This is a genomic window from Pseudocitrobacter cyperus (assembly GCF_039889165.1).
In the GTDB taxonomy this organism is placed as follows: Bacteria; Pseudomonadota; Gammaproteobacteria; order Enterobacterales; family Enterobacteriaceae; genus Pseudocitrobacter; species Pseudocitrobacter cyperus.
In genome coordinates, this window is record NZ_JAYMYY010000001.1 from 1,551,200 (window position 1) to 1,564,941 (window position 13,742).

Sequence of the window (13,742 nt, forward strand, 5' to 3'; positions counted from 1 at the left end):
CCATCAAATATAAGTGGAATCTATGGCAATCAGTGAAACCAGCCCTGGGCTGTCCGGCTCCTCTGCGCCCCAGCAACAGGCACGCACGTCGTTTAAAATTCTCGGGGCTATCAGCCTCTCTCACCTGCTTAACGACATGATTCAGTCGTTAATTCTGGCTATCTACCCGCTGCTACAGGCTGAATTTTCGCTCAGTTTCGTACAGATCGGGATGATTACCCTCACCTTCCAGCTCGCCTCTTCGCTGCTCCAGCCGGTGGTGGGTTACGTGACCGATAAGCGACCGATGCCCTGGTCACTGCCTATCGGCATGTGCTTTACCCTAAGCGGCCTGATTCTGCTGGCGCTGGCGGGCAGTTTCTATACCGTTTTGCTGGCCGCCGCACTGGTCGGTACGGGGTCGTCAGTTTTCCACCCGGAATCCTCGCGCGTGGCGCGTATGGCATCCGGAGGGCGCCATGGCCTGGCGCAGTCGATCTTCCAGGTTGGCGGAAACTTTGGCAGTTCGTTAGGGCCGCTGCTGGCGGCGGTGATTATCGCCCCATACGGTAAAGGCAACGTTGCCTGGTTCGTACTGGCAGCGCTGCTGGCGATTGTTGTACTGGCGCAAATTAGCCGCTGGTATGCCGCCCATCACCGCATTAATAAAGGTAAACCTAAAGCCGCGATTATTAATCCGCTACCGCGCAACAAGGTAATTCTGGCCGTTTGCGTACTTCTGATGCTTATTTTTTCAAAATACTTCTACATGGCGAGCATCAGCAGCTATTACACCTTTTATCTGATGCATAAGTTTGGCTTATCCATCCAAAATGCGCAGATACACCTCTTTGCCTTCCTGTTCGCGGTAGCAGCGGGAACCGTGATTGGCGGGCCTGTAGGCGATAAAATTGGGCGTAAATATGTTATTTGGGGCTCTATCCTCGGTGTTGCGCCATTTACGCTCGTTTTACCTTACGCATCGCTGGAGTGGACAGGTATTTTAACGGTGATCATTGGATTTATCCTCGCTTCCGCGTTTTCAGCGATTCTGGTGTATGCGCAGGAGCTTTTACCCGGACGAATCGGCATGGTTTCTGGTTTATTCTTCGGCTTCGCTTTTGGCATGGGTGGCTTAGGCGCCGCGGTGTTGGGGCTGGTTGCAGACCATACCAGTATTGAACTGGTCTATAAAATCTGTGCTTTCCTGCCACTTCTGGGGATGTTGACCATATTCCTGCCTGATAACCGACAAAAACCGTGAGTTTCATGCAGCCAAAGTCAAACTTTGGCTGCATGCTTTCCCAGCCTCCACCGACTTCTCCCTGTTTTTTCTCCGCCAATCCCTCATTTCGGGACATTCCGATTATTAATTCCTTTTTTTCTCACAATTCAACATTTATTCATAAACATAATGGCTCATTTTGTCATAAACTATTACAAGGTTTTTTGGTTTTCCGGATGACATCTGCCATCTGAACCAAAAATGGAACAACGCACCACAACGAAAGGAGACGGAATGCATCACGCCACACCGCTTATCACCACCATTGTTGGTGGCCTTGTTCTCGCATTTTTCCTTGGCATGATTGCCAACAAATTACGTATCTCTCCTTTAGTCGGTTATTTATTAGCTGGTGTACTGGCCGGGCCATTTACGCCAGGTTTTGTCGCCGACACGCAACTGGCACCTGAACTGGCAGAACTTGGCGTGATTCTGCTGATGTTTGGCGTCGGGTTGCACTTCTCACTGAAAGATTTGATGGCGGTAAAGTCTATCGCCATTCCCGGCGCCATCGCGCAAATAGCGGTAGCGACACTGCTGGGCATGGCACTTTCGTCAGTGCTTGGCTGGTCATTAATGACCGGCATCGTGTTTGGCCTGTGTCTTTCCACCGCCAGTACCGTTGTACTGCTGCGCGCGCTGGAAGAACGACAACTGATTGATAGCCAGCGCGGGCAAATCGCCATCGGCTGGCTGATTGTTGAAGACCTGGTGATGGTGCTGACGCTGGTTCTGCTGCCTGCCGTTGCGGGGATGATGGAAAAAGGCGACGTCGGGCTGGCATCGCTGGCCGTCGATATGTCGATGACCATCGGCAAGGTTATCGCCTTTATCGCCATCATGATGCTGGTAGGCCGCCGTCTGGTGCCGTGGATCCTCTCCCGCAGCGCCGCCACCGGTTCGCGTGAGCTGTTCACACTCTCTGTACTGGCGCTGGCGCTCGGTATTGCTTTCGGTGCGGTTGAACTGTTCGATGTATCCTTCGCACTCGGCGCGTTCTTTGCCGGGATGGTACTGAACGAATCTGAGCTAAGCCACCGCGCGGCGCACGATACGCTGCCGCTGCGAGACGCGTTCGCCGTTTTATTCTTCGTTTCCGTCGGCATGCTGTTTGACCCGATGATTCTGATCGAGCAACCTCTGGCGGTGCTGGGCACCCTGGCCATTATCGTCTTCGGTAAATCGCTGGCGGCATTCTTCCTGGTTCGCTTGTTCGGACATTCGCAGCGTACCGCGCTGACTATCGCCACCAGCCTGGCGCAGATTGGTGAGTTCGCCTTTATTCTGGCCGGTCTCGGCATGGCGCTGGATCTCCTGCCACAGGCCGGGCAGAACCTGGTTCTGGCGGGGGCGATTCTGTCGATTATGCTCAACCCGATCCTGTTTACCGTGCTGGAGAAATACCTCGAGAAAACCGAAACGCTGGAGGAGCAAACGCTCGAAGAAGCGATCGAGGACGAGAAACAAATTCCGGTGGATATCTGCAACCACGCGCTGCTGGTTGGCTACGGACGCGTCGGCAGCCTGCTGGGTGAGAAACTGATGGCGCAGGGCATCCCACTGGTGGTTATTGAAACCTCCCGTACACGCGTTGATGAACTGCGTGAACGCGGTATCCGTGCCGTACTGGGCAATGCAGCAAATGAAGAGATCATGAATCTGGCGCACCTCGACTGCGCGCGCTGGCTGCTGCTGACCATCCCGAATGGCTATGAGGCCGGTGAAATTGTCGCCACAGCGCGTGAGAAGTGCCCGGGCATTGAGATTATCGCCCGTGCGCATTATGACGATGAAGTGGCATATATCAGCGAACGCGGCGCCAATCAGGTGGTGATGGGCGAGCGCGAGATTGCCCGAACCATGCTCGGATTAATCGAGAAGCCGCCGCTTGAAGAGGCTGTGACAGGTTAAATGACCGGTACTGAATGGCGGTTTTCGCCGCCGCCATTCAGTAAAACGCTAAACTACCGCTCCCAATACGCCTCTTCGAGGCTATCTTCCCTTTCCGGCAGGCCGCGCGTCAGGCGCGGTGAATGCTGGTTCAGCACCTGATAACTTACCCGGTTGGCATATTTACACACCTGCGCCAGCGACGAATAGGTCAGCCAGTGATGCTGATGCTTGCTGGAGTTAGGCACATTACTCCGATGGTAATTATTCGCCGTAATGTCATGCAGCAGCGCCGCCAGCGCGCCGTCGCCCGCGCCGTTGGTGTTCATAATTTTCTCCGGCCCACCCATGTATGGCGCAATGTGGGAATAGACGCGCAGCGGGTTCTGACAATCTTTAAAGCGCACCGCACGGCTGAACTCATACTGGTTAAATTCTGCAATCGCCCCCGGCAGCAACGGATGCTGCGTTTTGCGCTTAGCGTCATTTTCAGTAAAACCGGCCATATAAAGCCCAACCGGCCCGGCGGTACACAGCACCAGGTCAACCCAATCCAGCGCTTTATCGGACGCCAGCAACGGGTCATCAAGCCCCGTCAGTGCGTGTCCCTCTTCTTCGTTCATCGCCAGAATAGAGACGTGTTCTTTAAGAAATGCCTGCCACCACTGCGGGTTGTCGGCAATCACGTATTTCGTACCCAGCGTCAGGACTACCGGTACGTTGTATTTCTTCGCGTAGGCAATCGCCTGCATGGTGGCGTCTTTCATCGGCTCGCCGGGCTTGCAGCGCACCAGGTAAGACGTCAACACCAGCGCAGAAGCCCCGGCAATCACCGCTTCCGGAATACTCTCCGGGCGCAGTTGGTTCATATGCCCGGGGCTAATGGCGAAGGTACGTTCGCCGGATTCGCTAATCAGCGTAAAGCAGCGGCCAATCGGGCCATCCACACCCTGCAAAAAGTTGAGATCGGTACGGCTGGAGGTATTGCAAAGATATCGGTACGCGTAGCCGCCAATTTCCACATTACGGCACATCACGCCAAGTAGTACCGAGCGGTCGTCCGCCAGTACCGAGTAGTTGTGCATCGTGTTGCCGATGGTTCCCCCGGCAAACTGATGAGTGATGAGGTTATTTTGTACCAGTTCCTGATACAGCGCTTCCGCCACATCATCTTCAATCACCAGCGAGTGCCCGGCGCTCAGTCCGTAGCGCTGGATAAACGCGTCATCGACTTTGGCTTCGATATCCACCAGGGTCTGGTCGATACCGACCACCCAGGAGACGCCATTTTCGCTTTCCGGCTGAATTTGTTTTAACAGCGGATCGCGGGCGTTAACGGGGAAATAGTGTTTTGATTTACGTTTACCGGGAAATTTCATGATTCTGTTTACTGGTGGATAGCCGAGCGAGAAATGGTAGCACATTCCACCAGCCGCATGCGACGAACGTCGTGCAGGTCAGCGTTCAATATCGGCCAGCGGGATCGCAGTTTCCCGTGTCGGGAACTTTACAATAGCGTGAGGATAAAAAGGAGCGCGTGATGAAAGCGGAAAATAAGATCCCCGTACTGGAGAAAATCTCGGCAGAAATGCAGCAGGTCATGCAATTTGAGCGACCCGACTTGCCGCCCTGGCCCGCCGGAGAAGCGCTGGAGATTCAGCGCGACTACTACATCCGTGAACGACAATTCTGGAACGAGGGCGCGCCCGAGATGGCGACCGTCGAATGTGTGGTTCCCACGCCGTTCGGCACGGTGGCAACACGGATTTACTCACCGCAGCCGGAAAACCCGGCGACGCTGTTTTATCTGCACGGCGGTGGTTTTATTCTCGGTAATCTCGACACCCACGACCGCATTATGCGGCTGCTGGCGAAGTACAGCGGATGTAGGGTGATTGGTATTGATTATACCCTCTCGCCGGAGGCCCGCTTTCCGCAGGCGATTGAAGAGGTCGTCTCCGTGTGCCAGTTTTTTCATCGACGCGATACTGCGCATCGCATCAACATGACACAAATCGGCTTTGCTGGCGATTCCGCGGGCGCAATGCTGGCGCTCGCCAGCGCCCTGTGGCTGCGCGATCACCAGATTAACTGCGGTAACGTCGCGGGGATATTGCTGTGGTACGGGTTATACGGTTTACAAGATTCGGTCAGCCGCCGGTTGATGGGCGGAGCGTGGGATGGCTTAACCCGCACAGACCTGAAAAGCTACGAAGAGGCTTATTTACGTAATGAACAGGATAAAGAGTCGCCGTGGTACTGTTTGTTTAACAACGATCTGACTCACGATGTCCCCCCCTGTTTTATCGCCAGCGCGGAATTTGACCCACTGATTGACGACAGTCGCCTGCTACATCAAACGCTTCAGGCCCATCAGCAAACCAGCCTTTACGTCATGTATCCCGGCACGCTACACGCTTTTTTGCACTACTCACGGATGATGAAAGCCGCCGACCAGGCGCTGCGAGAGGGGGCGACTTTCTTCACTGAACAGCTAACGGCGGGATGAAACCAGCGCCTGCATCATATCAATATGTTCCGGTGAGTCGTTGAGCGCCGGAATATATTCATACTTCGTGCCGCCCGCTTCGAGGAAAATCTCCCTGTTTTGCACGGCTATCTCTTCCAGCGTTTCCAGACAATCAGCAGAGAATCCCGGACACATCACCTGAATATGCTTCGTGCCCTTTTCGCCCAGCATTTTCAATGTTTCGTCCGTATAGGGCGTCAGCCAGGGCTCGCGGCCAAAGCGCGACTGGAAGGTCATCATCACTTTGTCCGGGTTGATTTCCAGCGCGGAAACCAGCGCACGCGTGGTATCGCGGCAGCGCTGCGGATAGTCATCGCCTTCGTTAGCGTAACGCTGCGGAATGCCGTGGTACGAAAGCAGCAGCAGATCCGGTTCACCGTGCTGTGCGAAAGAGGCTTTCACCGTGCCCGCCAGCGCGTTAATGTAGTCATGATCGGTGGCGTAATCGCGGATGAAGGTGATGCCCGGAATGGCGCGGGTTTTACCCAGAATGCGCGCCAGTTCATCCCACACGGCGGCAACCGTCGAGCAGGAGTATTGCGGATAAAGGGGCAGCACCACGATATGATCAACATCCTGCGACAGTAATTCGTTAACAGCGCTCTCCAGAGACGGTGAACCGTAACTCATACCCAGCGCAACGGGCATTTCCGGCAGACGTTCAGCCAGCGCTTTTTGCTGCCTGCGGCTGTATACCATTAGCGGCGAGCCCTCTTCCATCCAGACGGATTGATAAAGCTTCGCCACGCGCGGTGAACGAACGGGCAGGATCACACCGCGTAGCAGCGGCCACCATAACAGGCGGGAAGTGTCGACAACGCGTCGGTCGCTGAGGAATTGCCGAAGATAGCGTTTAACCGCATCGGCGGTTGGCGCATCGGGCGTGCCAAGGTTGACCAGCAGAATTCCTGTTTTTTTATAACGCATTACCGCCTCTCATTGATTCAAATCGTTGATAATTGTAGCGGAAAAGCGGGGAAGAAAAACTAATTGCTGTAAGAGGTGGTGCGGATAGTTGCCGGATGGCGGTGCTTGCACTGCCATCCGGCAAAACGGCCTTAGCCGAGGATTTTTTCCAGTTCTGCGCGAACGGCAGAAACAGCCTGAGTACCGTCGACTTTCGCGTATTTGGTATTACCCGCCTGCGCTTCTTTGGAGTAGTAGCCGATCAGCGGCGCGGTCATCTGATGATATTCCACCAGACGTTTACGCACGGTTTCTTCCTGATCGTCTTTACGGGTAGTCAGTTCTTCGCCGGTCACATCATCTTTCCCTTCCACTTTCGGCGGATTGAATTTGATGTGATAAACGCGGCCAGAAGCAGCGTGTACGCGACGCCCTACGATACGGTCAACAATCAGTTCGTCCGGTACATCAAATTCCAGAACGTAATCAACGTTGATGCCCGCTTCTTTCATGGCGTCTGCCTGCGGAATCGTGCGCGGGAAGCCATCCAGCAGGAAACCATTACGGCAATCTTCCTGGGAGATGCGTTCTTTAACCAGCGCGATAACCAGTTCATCCGTTACCAGTTTGCCGGCATCCATGATGTCTTTGGCTTGTTTACCCAGTTCAGAACCGGATTTAACGGCGGCACGCAGCATATCGCCGGTGGAGATTTGCGGAATACCGTACTTCTCCATGATGAACTGAGCCTGAGTTCCTTTACCCGCGCCCGGAGCGCCAAGCAGAATGATACGCATTGCGAAAATCCCCTCAAAGGTTGTCTAAATTTTTCAAAAGCGCTAAACGATACCACCAACGCGCCATTGGCTCAAGGAAGCGGGGCTGGGCTGAAACGGTTAATGGGGGAAAGTTTGGGGAAACTGCGGTTTGATGTTCCCCTCACCCCGGCCCTCTCCCCAAAGGGGCGAGGGCGAAAACCCGTGCCGTTCTTTAAAATCTGCACGATCGGTTCCCTCTCCCCTTTGGGGAGAGGGTTAGGGTGAGGGGTAAGCAAAAGCCTTACGACACCAGCAACTGGTTCATTCGACGGATAAACTGGTTCGGATCTTCCAGCGTACCGCGCTCAGCAAACAGCGCCTGATCCAGCAGCAGTTCAACCCACTCTTTGAACTGGGCTTCGTCCTGGGTATCAGCAGTGCGTTTAACCAGAACGTGATCCGGGTTCAGTTCAAAGATGTATTTCACATCCGGTACCGACTGGCCCGCGGCGGCGAACAGCTTCGCCATCTGGGTGCTCATTTCGTCGGCATCGGTGGTGACGATTGCCGGGGTATCGGTCAGACGATGGGTCAGACGCACCTCTTTCACGCGGTCGCCCAGCAGCGTTTTCACGCGCTCAACGAACGGGGTCAGCGCTTTTTCCGCTTCTTTGGCGCTTTCGTCAACTTCATCGGCCAGTTTATCGATAGATTCGTCTGCTTTCGCCACAGACTGGAACGGTTTACCGTCGAACTCAGTCAGGTAGTTCATCATCCATTCATCGATGCGGTCAGAAAGCAGCAGTACTTCGATGCCTTTCTTACGCAGCAGCTCCAGGTGTGGGCTGCTCTTCGCCGCGGCATAGCTGTCTGCGGTGATGTAATAGATTTTTTCCTGCCCTTCTTTCATGCGGGAAACGTAATCGGCCAGCGAAACGGTCTGCTCGGAGGAGTCCGTGTGCGTTGAGGCGAAGCGCAACAGTTTGGCGATCGTTTCCTGGTTGGCATTGTCCTCCGCCGGCCCCTCTTTCAGCACCAGCCCGAACTGTTTCCAGAAGGTTTGGTATTTTTCCGCGTCGTCTTTCGCCAGTTTCTCGAGCATTTGCAGAACACGTTTGGTCAGCGCACCGCGCAGACTGCGCGTTACAGCGCTGTCCTGCAGAATTTCGCGGGACACGTTCAGCGGCAGATCGTTGGAATCTATCAGGCCGCGCACGAAACGCAGGTAGTTCGGCATGAACTGCTCGGCGTCGTCCATGATAAACACGCGCTGCACATACAGTTTCAGGCCATGTTTATGGTCGCGATTCCACATATCCCACGGCGCCTGCGACGGGATGTACAGCAGGCTGGTGTACTCCTGCTTGCCTTCGACACGGTTGTGGCTCCAGGTCAGCGGGTCAGTAAAGTCATGGGCGATATGTTTGTAGAACTCGGTATATTCTTCGTTTTTAATTTCAGACTTGTTACGCGTCCACAGCGCCTGCGCTTTGTTGATTTTCTCCCAGGAGATAACGGTTTCGCCGTCTTTTTCTTCCCGTTTTTCAATTTCAACCGGCAGCGCGATATGGTCGGAGTATTTGCTGATGACGGAACGCACGCGCCAGTCATCAAGGAACTCATCTTCACCTTCACGCATGTGCAGGGTGATTTCAGTGCCGCGATCGGCTTTGGTGATGTCGGCAACGGTGTAATCGCCTTCGCCTTCTGATTCCCAGAACACGCCGTTTTCTGCCGCATCGCCCGCCGCGCGGGTACGTACAGTCACTTTATCGGCCACGATAAACGCCGAGTAGAAGCCCACGCCAAACTGACCAATCAGTTGACTGTCTTTCGCCTGGTCAGATCCCATCGATTCGAGGAACGCTTTGGTGCCGGATTTGGCGATAGTCCCCAGATGGTCAATAACGTCATCACGGTTCATACCAATGCCGTTATCGGCAATGGTCAACGTGCGCTTATCTTTATCGAAGGAAACACGCACGCGCAGCTCGCCGTCACCTTCGTAAAGATCCGGGTTGGAGAGCGCGCGGAAACGCAGCTTGTCTGCCGCATCCGAGGCGTTAGAGATAAGCTCACGCAGGAAAATTTCTTTATTGGAATACAGGGAATGGATCATCAGATGCAGAAGCTGTTTCACTTCAGACTGAAAACCGCGAGTTTCTTGTCCTTTCATGTCGAAAATACCTCAATGCCAATTACAAGGTAAAAAAAGCGTTGAGAGGGAAATGGGGATAGCGGAGGGAAATTTCAAGCGAGAGCAGAAAAACCTGCTCTCGTTTGATTAAAAACGAATCTTATGACGACCGGCAAGCGAGTGCGACAGCGTGGTGCCATCGACCATCTCCAGTTCACCGCCAACCGGCACACCGTGGGCGATACGGCTGGCTTCCACACCGTGCTGAGCGCAAATCTCAGCGATGTAGTTGGCGGTCGCCTCCCCTTCCACCGTAGGGTTGGTGGCGAGGATCACTTCACTGAGCGACTCCGTTTCCAGACGCTGCTCAAGGCGATCAAGACCGATATCATCGGGCCCAATGCCGTCAAGCGGCGAGAGGTGCCCCATCAGCACGAAGTAGCGGCCGGAAAATTGCCCCGTCTGCTCAATGGCGTAGATGTCCGCCGGACTCTCTACCACACAGATTTGGCCGTTTTCCTGGCGACGCGGGTTCGAACAGATGTTGCACACTTCCTGCTCGGTGAAGGTGCGGCAGTCGGCACAGTGGCCGATCTCCGACATGGCGCGCGTCAAAGATTGCGCCAGACGCATTCCCCCGCTGCGGTCGCGCTGCAGCAGGGTAAACGCCATCCGCTGCGCAGACTTCGGGCCAACACCCGGCAGGCAGCGCAGCGCTTCCATAAGCTGAGTTAACAGCGGGCTGGTTTGCATCAGAACGGCAGCTTCATACCCGGCGGCAGTTGCATACCGGAGGAGACAGAGGCCATTTTCTCTTTCTGGGTTTCATCAATGCGACGCGCCGCATCGTTGAATGCCGCAGCGACCAGGTCTTCCAGCATATCTTTGTCATCTTCCAGCAGGCTTGGGTCAATTTCCACGCGACGGCAGTTATGCGCGCCATTAATGGTCACTTTAACCAGACCCGCGCCGGATTCCCCGGTCACTTCCAGTTTCGCGATTTCTTCCTGCATCTGCTGCATTTTTTCTTGCATCTGCTGGGCCTGTTTCATCAGGTTACCCAGACCGCCTTTACCAAACATAGGCTTCTCTCTTTCATTCAAGGGTGACGACCATAAGCCAGGCTCACGATCAAATGGGGCGAATACTCTCTTCGTCCAGATCCGCATCAAAGAATCGACGCAGAGTCTGAATGTTGTTATCCGCAATTATCGCCTCGCGCGCCTGCGCGAGTTTCTCTTCATAAATGGCCTGACGCCACTCAAGCGGCGTTCGCTGGGTAGAATTATCATCTTCAATGATAGTCAATTCAACGGGTGCGCCATATAAAACGCCGAGTGCCTCAGCCAGTTTCTGCTGCGCGCCAGGCGAGTTAAGGTGACGCTGGGTCGGGCGCAGATGCAGGCAAATGGTGTTGCCGTCCTGCTCTTTCCATGCATTGAGCGCGACCTGTTCGACCAGCTTCGGCAGCGCCAGTTGGCTAACCTCTGCCGCCCACGCATCACGCTCGATGGCTTCAGCGGCAAGCTTCGCCGCCAGCTCTGGCGTTTTTTCATGCTCCAGCGCTTTCTTCAACGCCTTCGGCGTTGCTACCTCCACTTTGACCTCTTCGGTCACCATGGTGGATTTCCAGCGATAGGCCTCTTTCTTCGCCGGTGCTTTCTCGAGCGCCGACGGTGCCGGACGCGAGGAGACGCGTTCCGTTACCGAAGCCAGTCTTTCCAGCGCAGCGTTATTCACCGGCCGCGCGCGGGAAGCGGCTGCCGGTTCACTCTTTTTTGGTTTGGGCGCTCCTGCATTGCCCTGCTGAAGCTGGCGACGTGCGGCCAGCACCTGATTCGTGGAATCGGGTAACGGCACATCCGGCGCGCGTGGCGCGGCCTGCTGCTGAACCGGTGGCGGCGTCATCATCGCCGTCGCGGCCTGGGGCGCGAAATTGTGCTGCGGCGCTTCGGGCTCCGGCAACGGCATACGCGGGTGGAACGCCAGCGCGCGCAGCAACGTCATCTCAATCCCCATCCGTCTGTCCGGCGCGTAAGGCAATTCCTTGCGGCCAATCAACAGGGTTTGATAATAGAGCTGTACGTCCGTTGGCGGCACAGTACGCGCTAAATCACGCATTCGCTGTTCAACCAGGGCCATGTCGCTCCCCAGCGCAGACGGCGACAACTGCACCATCGCGATGCGATGTAACAGGCTTTGCATTTCAACCAACAGCGCTTCCCACTCAATACCGCGCTGGGCGGCATCGTTGACCAGCGCCATGACGCGTTCGCCATCGGCGGCCACCAACGCTTCAATCAAAGAGAGCGCCTGGTCGTCGTCGAGCGTGCCCAGCATCGTGCTGACCGACGCGGTGGTCAGTTGCCCTTCCCCGCTGGCAATCGCCTGGTCGGTAAGGCTTAACGCATCACGCAGGCTGCCGTCTGCCGAACGGGCGAGCAGTTGCAGGGCTCGCGGCTCAAAGGCGATTTTCTCTTCGCCGAGAATGTGCTCAAGCTGATGACGAATTTGTTCGACATCCAGCGCTTTAAGGTGAAATTGCAGGCAACGGGAAAGGATCGTGACCGGCAATTTTTGCGGGTCAGTGGTTGCCAGCAGGAATTTGACGTGCGCAGGCGGCTCTTCCAGCGTTTTCAACAATGCGTTGAAACTGTGGCGGGAGAGCATGTGCACTTCGTCAATCAGATAGACTTTGAAACGCCCACGCGCCGGAGCGTACTGGACGTTATCGAGCAGGTCGCGCGTGTCTTCAACTTTGGTACGCGACGCGGCATCGATTTCGATTAAATCGACAAAACGCCCCTCTTCGATTTCACGGCAGTTATCACACACGCCGCACGGCGTGGCGGTGACGCCGGTTTCACAGTTCAGCCCCTTCGCCAGTAAACGGGCGATAGAGGTTTTACCGACGCCGCGGGTGCCGGAAAAGAGGTAGGCGTGATGAATGCGCCCTAACGACAAGCCGTTCGCCAGTGCAGTCAGCACATGTTCCTGGCCGACGACGTCAGCGAAGGTTTGTGGTCGCCATTTTCGGGCTAAGACCTGATAACTCATTGGCTGGCTCTGAGACGTTGGAAGGTGGATTCACGAGGGGGGTAATGCTATCACAGCCCCGCCAATACGGCGAGGCTCAGTATCGGGATTTGCTTAGTGGCCCGGGAAAGAAACCAGACTGTAGCTGGTGATACCCTGTTTTTCCAGACGTTGCTCACCACCCAGGTCGAACAGGTTGATGATAAACGCAGCATCGGTCACTTCGCCGCCCAGACGACGGATCAATTTAACGGTCGCTTCGATGGTGCCGCCGGTTGCCAGCAGATCATCAACCACCAGTACTTTGTCGCCCGGTTTAATGGCATCAACGTGGATTTCCAGTTTATCGGTGCCGTACTCCAGTTCGTAGCTTTCCGAGATGGTTTCGCGCGGCAGTTTGCCCGGCTTACGTACCGGAACAAAACCAACGCCCAACGCCAGTGCGACCGGCGCGCCAAACAGAAAACCACGTGCTTCGGTGCCCACGACTTTAGTGATGCCAGCATCTTTGAAGCGATTGACCAGCAGCTCAATGCTGAGTGCGTAGGCTTGCGGATCTTCCATTAAGCTTGTGACGTCACGGAAAAGGATGCCCGGCTTCGGATAGTCCTGGATGCTTTTGATGCTGTTCTTCAGAAATTCAAGCTGCTGTGCAGTAGCGGTCATAGGTTTGTGCCTGCTTAAAACGATGTTACTCGAGGCGTGCAAAATGGGCCAAAGTTACATCTGATTAACTTTTGACCGGCGCGCCTGTGCTCGAAAACGGTCGAATTTACTGACTGCTGATAAGAATTGCAACACCATTGATGCGCTTTACGGCTTTTGTTGTTCCGCATCAATCACCGGTATCCGCCACATGAAAATAAGCAGACAAGCCAAAATCGCCAGCAGCAGTATACGAACCCACATCATCTTCACCAGCCATAAAGAGACGCCGAAGGTGATAAGAATTAAGATAATCGCCCGTGGTTTTGCCCCACGCGGCATCGCCCGATACTTTTGCCAGTGGCGCAAATAGCCGCCAAACCAGGAGCGATAAAGCAGCCAGTGATGAAAACGCGGCGAGGAGCGCGCGAAGCACCAGGCGGCGAGTAGAATAAAAGGCGTGGTGGGCAGTAGCGGCAAAACGACGCCTAAAGTGCCCAGAGCTACCGCCAGCCAGCCAATCATGATTAAAATAGTGCGTTGCATAGCGAGAATCGTTATCAATACCAGTCGCTA

12 protein-coding genes and 1 other annotated feature are annotated in these 13,742 nt (G+C 55.0%); of the genes, 3 read left to right on the forward strand and 9 right to left on the reverse strand.

What is annotated here, in order from left to right; genetic code table 11:
• The first annotated feature begins 22 nt into the window (after nucleotides 1-22).
• Nucleotides 23-1,243, forward strand: coding sequence for an MFS transporter (locus VSR74_RS07580; RefSeq protein WP_347794102.1), 1,221 nt, complete (start codon nucleotides 23-25; stop codon nucleotides 1,241-1,243).
• 255 nt (nucleotides 1,244-1,498) lie between these two features.
• Entirely contained in the window at nucleotides 1,499-3,175 is a 1,677-nt protein-coding gene (gene ybaL, locus VSR74_RS07585) for a YbaL family putative K(+) efflux transporter (RefSeq protein WP_347794103.1), read from the forward strand.
• Between the two features lie 53 nt (nucleotides 3,176-3,228).
• On the opposite strand, the gene VSR74_RS07590 is transcribed toward ybaL, so the two are convergent.
• Nucleotides 3,229-4,533 carry an inosine/guanosine kinase gene (locus VSR74_RS07590; RefSeq protein WP_347794104.1) on the reverse strand — a complete coding sequence of 435 codons (1,305 nt, stop codon included), beginning with the start codon at nucleotides 4,531-4,533 and terminating at the stop codon, nucleotides 3,229-3,231.
• A 161-nt stretch (nucleotides 4,534-4,694) separates the two neighbouring features.
• Between VSR74_RS07590 and aes the strand changes: the two genes are divergently transcribed.
• Nucleotides 4,695-5,663 carry an acetyl esterase gene (gene aes, locus VSR74_RS07595; protein WP_347794105.1) on the forward strand — a complete coding sequence of 323 codons (969 nt, stop codon included), beginning with the start codon at nucleotides 4,695-4,697 and terminating at the stop codon, nucleotides 5,661-5,663.
• On the opposite strand, the gene hemH is transcribed toward aes, so the two are convergent.
• From hemH to VSR74_RS07635, 8 genes are all read right to left on the reverse strand, one after another.
• Complete coding sequence (gene hemH, locus VSR74_RS07600; RefSeq protein WP_347794106.1) at nucleotides 5,649-6,611, reverse strand: ferrochelatase; 963 nt, start codon at nucleotides 6,609-6,611, stop codon at nucleotides 5,649-5,651. The two genes, aes and hemH, sit on opposite strands and share 15 nt — an antisense overlap.
• Nucleotides 6,612-6,742: 131 nt before the next feature.
• Nucleotides 6,743-7,387, reverse strand: coding sequence for an adenylate kinase (adk, locus tag VSR74_RS07605; protein WP_347794107.1), 645 nt, complete (start codon nucleotides 7,385-7,387; stop codon nucleotides 6,743-6,745).
• A 262-nt stretch (nucleotides 7,388-7,649) separates the two neighbouring features.
• Nucleotides 7,650-9,524 carry a molecular chaperone HtpG gene (gene htpG, locus VSR74_RS07610; RefSeq protein WP_347794108.1) on the reverse strand — a complete coding sequence of 625 codons (1,875 nt, stop codon included), beginning with the start codon at nucleotides 9,522-9,524 and terminating at the stop codon, nucleotides 7,650-7,652.
• Between the two features lie 108 nt (nucleotides 9,525-9,632).
• Entirely contained in the window at nucleotides 9,633-10,238 is a 606-nt protein-coding gene (recR, locus tag VSR74_RS07615; protein WP_347794109.1) for a recombination mediator RecR, read from the reverse strand.
• Complete coding sequence (locus VSR74_RS07620; protein WP_015965523.1) at nucleotides 10,238-10,567, reverse strand: YbaB/EbfC family nucleoid-associated protein; 330 nt, start codon at nucleotides 10,565-10,567, stop codon at nucleotides 10,238-10,240. The genes recR and VSR74_RS07620 overlap by 1 nt, the downstream gene beginning before the upstream one ends.
• Nucleotides 10,568-10,616: 49 nt before the next feature.
• Complete coding sequence (dnaX, locus tag VSR74_RS07625) at nucleotides 10,617-12,542, reverse strand: DNA polymerase III subunit gamma/tau (protein ID WP_347794110.1); 1,926 nt, start codon at nucleotides 12,540-12,542, stop codon at nucleotides 10,617-10,619.
• Nucleotides 11,220-11,283: a sequence feature (DnaX frameshifting element), on the reverse strand. (Overlaps the previous gene by 64 nt.)
• 93 nt (nucleotides 12,543-12,635) lie before the next feature.
• Entirely contained in the window at nucleotides 12,636-13,187 is a 552-nt protein-coding gene (gene apt / locus VSR74_RS07630) for an adenine phosphoribosyltransferase (RefSeq protein WP_347794111.1), read from the reverse strand.
• Nucleotides 13,188-13,334: 147 nt separating this feature from the next.
• Nucleotides 13,335-13,712 (reverse strand): DUF454 family protein, encoded by a 378-nt coding sequence (locus tag VSR74_RS07635; protein WP_347794112.1) that lies wholly within the window; start codon nucleotides 13,710-13,712, stop codon nucleotides 13,335-13,337.
• Between the last annotated feature and the right edge of the window lie 30 nt (nucleotides 13,713-13,742).

Bases quoted from the DNA above. Each gene is read 5' to 3' on its own strand.
- adk (WP_347794107.1), bottom strand. From the start codon at position 7,387: ATGCGTATCATTCTGCTTGGCGCTCCGGGCGCGGGTAAAGGAACTCAG.
- VSR74_RS07620 (WP_015965523.1), bottom strand. From the start codon at position 10,567: ATGTTTGGTAAAGGCGGTCTGGGTAACCTGATGAAACAGGCCCAGCAG.
- aes (WP_347794105.1), top strand. From the start codon at position 4,695: ATGAAAGCGGAAAATAAGATCCCCGTACTGGAGAAAATCTCGGCAGAA.
- VSR74_RS07635 (WP_347794112.1), bottom strand. From the start codon at position 13,712: ATGCAACGCACTATTTTAATCATGATTGGCTGGCTGGCGGTAGCTCTG.
- VSR74_RS07580 (WP_347794102.1), top strand. From the start codon at position 23: ATGGCAATCAGTGAAACCAGCCCTGGGCTGTCCGGCTCCTCTGCGCCC.
- dnaX (WP_347794110.1), bottom strand. From the start codon at position 12,542: ATGAGTTATCAGGTCTTAGCCCGAAAATGGCGACCACAAACCTTCGCT.
- apt (WP_347794111.1), bottom strand. From the start codon at position 13,187: ATGACCGCTACTGCACAGCAGCTTGAATTTCTGAAGAACAGCATCAAA.
- VSR74_RS07590 (WP_347794104.1), bottom strand. From the start codon at position 4,533: ATGAAATTTCCCGGTAAACGTAAATCAAAACACTATTTCCCCGTTAAC.
- hemH (WP_347794106.1), bottom strand. From the start codon at position 6,611: ATGCGTTATAAAAAAACAGGAATTCTGCTGGTCAACCTTGGCACGCCC.
- recR (WP_347794109.1), bottom strand. From the start codon at position 10,238: ATGCAAACCAGCCCGCTGTTAACTCAGCTTATGGAAGCGCTGCGCTGC.
- ybaL (WP_347794103.1), top strand. From the start codon at position 1,499: ATGCATCACGCCACACCGCTTATCACCACCATTGTTGGTGGCCTTGTT.
- htpG (WP_347794108.1), bottom strand. From the start codon at position 9,524: ATGAAAGGACAAGAAACTCGCGGTTTTCAGTCTGAAGTGAAACAGCTT.